Genomic DNA, 4,337 nt, shown 5'->3' on the forward strand with positions numbered 1-4,337 from the left:
GACCGGGTGGCAGAGCGCCAGGGGTGGCCGGGCGGGTGGGCCGTAGGGCGTCAGGGGCGGGGCGCGTCCGGGTCGACGCCGTCGGCGACCCGGACGTCGCTCGGGTCGATCTCGCCGCTGATGTCGGTGTCTCGCCGGTCGACGCCGGTCACGAGATGGAAGGTCGCCCCGGCGATCGCGGCGCCGATGATCGGCGCGACCCAGAACGCCCACAGCTGGCCGGGCGCGCCGTTGCCGTTGAAGAAGGCGACGGCCGTCGACCGGGCCGGGTTGACCGACGTGTTGCTGATGGGGATCGTCACGAGGTGGATGAGGGTCAGGGTGAGCCCGATGGCGATCGGCGCGAAGCCCTCAGGGGCCCGGGAGTCCGTCGCGCCGAGGATGACGTAGACGAAGATCGCCGTCGCGATGATCTCGGTGCACAGGACCGCGCCGAGGGAGTAGAACGTCGGGGAGTGCGGGCCGTAGCCGTTGGCCGCCATGTTGCCGATCCGGTTCCATCCCGGGCGGCCGTGGGCGATGCCCCAGATCGCCGTGCCGCCGAGGAGCCCGCCGAGGACCTGGGCCACGACGTATGCGGGCACGTCCTTCCACTCGAACCGCTTCGCCGTCGCGACGCCGATCGTCACGGCCGGGTTGAAGTGCGCCCCGGAGACGTGGCCGACGGCATACGCCATGGTGAGGACGGTGAGCCCGAAGGCGAGGGCGACGCCGACGAAGCCGATGCCGAGCTGGACCGCCTGGCCGGCGACGACGTTCGGCTGGAGGTGGACCGCCGCGAACACGGCCGCCCCGGCGCCGCCGAAGACGAGGACGAAGGTGCCGAGGAACTCGGCCGCGAGCCGCTGGGCCATGGTCGGAGTCTTCATGGCCCCATCCTCCCCGCCTGCCGCTGCGGTATGCCGGCACGGCGCGCCGACTCGCCGCCTGGGGTGGATGGTCGGGACCGGGCCCATCCTCGCCGCCCGCCGGTGCGTATGCCGGCATACCGGGTGGGCAGGTCGGAACACGACCCATCCTCGCCGCCCGCCGGTGCGGTATGCCGGCACCCCGGGTGGGTGGGTCGGCCTCCGTGCTGCCGGTCCGGGCGCTCGGACCGGCAGCACGAAGGTCGATCGGCGTCAGGACAAGAGGCTGGCCAGGGCGTCGTTGAAGGTCGCCGACGGGCGCATGACGGCACCCGTCTTGTCCGGGTCGGGCTTGTAGTAGCCGCCGATGTCGGCGGGGGAGCCCTGGACGGCGATGAGCTCGGCGGCGATCGTCTCCTCGTCCGCGGTGAGCCGGTCGGCGAGCGGGGCGAACGCCGCGGCGAGCTCGGCGTCCTCGGTCTGCGCCGCGAGCTCCTGGGCCCAGTAGAGGGCGAGGTAGAAGTGGCTGCCCCGGTTGTCGATCTGGCCGACCTTACGCGCGGGTGAGCGGTTCTCGTCGAGGACCTTCTCCGTGGCGCGGTCGAGGGCCGCGGCGAGGACGGCCGCCCGGGCGTTGCCGGAGGTCGTCGCGAGATGCCGCAGGCTCTCGGCGAGGGCCAGGAACTCCCCGAGGCTGTCCCACCGCAGATAGTTCTCGGCGACGAGCTGCTGGACGTGCTTGGGCGCCGACCCGCCGGCACCGGTCTCGAAGAGGCCGCCGCCGCTCATGAGCGGCACGACCGAGAGCATCTTGGCGCTCGTGCCGAGCTCGAGGATGGGGAACAGGTCGGTGTTGTAGTCGCGCAGGACGTTGCCGGTCACCGAGATGGTGTCCTCCCCGCGTCGGATCCGCTCGACGGACAGCGTCGCCGCCTCGACGGGGGAGAGGGTCCGCAGGTCCAGGCCCTCGGTGTCGTGGTCGGCGAGGTACTTGTCGACGAGCCCGGCGATGGTGCGGTCGTGCGCACGCTCGGGGTCGAGCCAGAAGACGGTGGGCGTCTGCGAGGCACGGGCTCGGGTCACGGCGAGCTTGACCCAGTCGCGGATCGGGGCGTCCTTGGTCTGGCAGGCCCGCCAGATGTCCCCGGCGGAGACCTCGTGCTCCAGGAGCACCTCGCCGGCCGCCGTGACGACCTCGACCCGGCCGTCGGCGGAGATCTCGAACGTCTTGTCGTGGCTGCCGTACTCCTCGGCCTTCTGCGCCATGAGCCCGACGTTGGGGACGTCGCCCATCGTCGTCGGGTCGTATGCCCCGTGTGCGCGGCAGTCGTCGATGACGGCCTGGTAGACCCCGGCATACGAGCTGTCGGGGATGACGGCGAGCGTGTCGTGCTCCTCGCCGTCGGCGCCCCACATGTGGCCGGACGTGCGGATCATCGCCGGCATCGACGCGTCGACGATGACGTCGCTCGGGACGTGGAGGTTCGTGATGCCCTTGTCGGAGTTGACCATCGCCAGGCGCGGGCCGTCGGCGAGCCCCTTGTCGATGGCGGCCTTGATCTGCTCGCCGTGCGGCAGCGCGTCGAGGCCGGACAGGATCGCCGCGAGGCCGTTGCTGCCGTCGAGGCCCGCGGCGAGGAGCTCCTCGCCGAACTCGGCGAAGACGTCGGAGAAGTAGGCGCGGACGACGTGGCCGAAGATGATGGGGTCGGAGACCTTCATCATGGTCGCCTTGAGGTGGACCGAGAAGAGGACGTCCTCGTCCTTGGCCCGCTGGACCTGCTCGGCGAGGAACCGGTCGAGCGCCGCCGCACGGAGGACCGTCGCGTCGACGATCTCGCCCTCGAGGACCGGGAGCGACTCCTTGAGGACCGTCACGGTGCCGTCGGGCGCGACGTGACGGATCTGGAGGGTGTCCGCGGAGGGCAGGATGACCGACTGCTCGTTGGAGCGGAAGTCGTCCAAGCCCATCGTCGCGACGTTCGTCTTCGAGTCGCTCGACCAGGCGCCCATCGAGTGGGGGTGCTTGCGCGCGTAGTTCTTCACCGCCGCCGGGGCACGGCGGTCGGAGTTGCCCTCGCGCAGGACGGGGTTGACGGCGCTGCCCTTGATCTTGTCGTAGCGCGCCCGGACGCTCTTCTCCTCGGGAGTCTGGGGGTCGTCGGGGTAGTCCGGCACGGCATACCCCTTCCCCTGGAGCTCGGCGACCGCCGCCTTGAGCTGGGGGACCGACGCGCTGATGTTGGGGAGCTTGATGATGTTGGCCTCGGGGGTGGTCGCCAGCTCGCCGAGCTCGGCCAGCGCGTCGCCGACGCGCTGCTCCTCGGTGAGCGACTCGGGGAAGACGGCGAGGATGCGTCCCGCGAGAGAGATATCGCGGGTCTCGACCTCGACGCCGGCGGCCGCGGCATACGCCTCGACGATAGGCAGGAACGAGTACGTGGCGAGCAGGGGTGCCTCGTCGGTGAGCGTGTAGACGATCGTGGCCATGAGCGTGTCTCCCGGTTCTCGATGCGGCTGCGGTGCCGGCGGCCAGGCTACCGAAGCGCCTTTTGGCAGAATGCGGGGCATGCCAGCGCCCATCTCCGGCTCGAGCCTGCCCCGGATCCTCTCCGGTATGCAGCCGACGAGCGACTCGCTCCACATCGGCAACTACCTCGGGGCGCTCGTCAACTGGGTGAAGCTGCAGGACGAGGCGTTCGAGACGTTCTACTTCGTCGCGAACCTCCACGCCCTGACCGTTCCGACCGACCCCCAGGTCCTGCGGCACCGGACGCGCGTCACGGCCGCCCAGTTCATCGCCGGAGGGGTCGACCCCGCCCGCTCCTCGCTCTTCCTCCAGAGCGACGTCGCCGAGCACCCCGAGCTCGCCTGGGTGTGCAACTGCCTGACCAGCTACGGGCAGGCGAACCGGATGACCCAGTTCAAGGACAAGGTCGCCAAGGGTCAGGACCCGAACGTCGGCCTGTTCACCTACCCCATGCTCATGGCTGCCGACATCCTCCTCTACGACGCGGCCTACGTGCCGGTCGGCGAGGACCAGCGTCAGCACCTGGAGATCACCCGCGACATCGCCGAGCGCTTCAACAGCCGGTTCGGGGAGGGGGGCCTCGTCGTGCCGGAGCCGTACATCCTCAAGGGGTCGGCCAAGATCATGGACCTCACCGAGCCGACGGGGAAGATGTCCGGCACGACGTCACCCGACAAGGGCCTCCTCCTGCTGTCCGACGAGGACTCCAGGCTCCGCAAGAAGATCATGGCGGCGGTCACCGACACCGAGACGGAGATCCGGTATGCCCCGGACGACAAACCCGGTGTCTCCAACCTCCTCGTCATCCACTCCGTCCTCTCCGGGACAGGTCTGGAGCAGCTCGAGCGGTCGTATGCCGGCCACGGCTACGGCGACCTGAAGAAGGACGTCGTCGAGCTCGTCGTCGGCACCGTCGCGCCGTTCCGCCGGCGGATGGCCGAGCTGCTCGCCGACCCCGC

3 protein-coding genes are annotated in these 4,337 nt (G+C 70.5%); 1 reads left to right on the forward strand and 2 read right to left on the reverse strand.

Features of this window, described 5'->3' with window-relative positions; translation table 11 throughout:
• Positions 1-50: 50 nt before the first annotated feature.
• Positions 51-869 carry an aquaporin Z gene (aqpZ, locus tag BN12_RS18780; protein WP_048554886.1) on the reverse strand — a complete coding sequence of 273 codons (819 nt, stop codon included), beginning with the start codon at positions 867-869 and terminating at the stop codon, positions 51-53.
• A 252-nt stretch (positions 870-1,121) separates the two neighbouring features.
• Positions 1,122-3,338: an NADP-dependent isocitrate dehydrogenase gene (locus tag BN12_RS18785; protein WP_048554888.1), complete on the reverse strand. Its 2,217-nt coding sequence runs from the start codon at positions 3,336-3,338 to the stop codon at positions 1,122-1,124.
• Between the two features lie 70 nt (positions 3,339-3,408).
• On the opposite strand from BN12_RS18785, the gene trpS reads away from it, so the two are divergent.
• Positions 3,409-4,337 (forward strand): tryptophan--tRNA ligase (gene trpS / locus BN12_RS18790; protein WP_048556601.1); only part of this gene is annotated, 929 nt, incomplete at its 3' end.

Source organism: Nostocoides japonicum T1-X7 (assembly GCF_001046855.1).
Classification (GTDB): domain Bacteria; phylum Actinomycetota; class Actinomycetes; order Actinomycetales; family Dermatophilaceae; genus Nostocoides; species Nostocoides japonicum.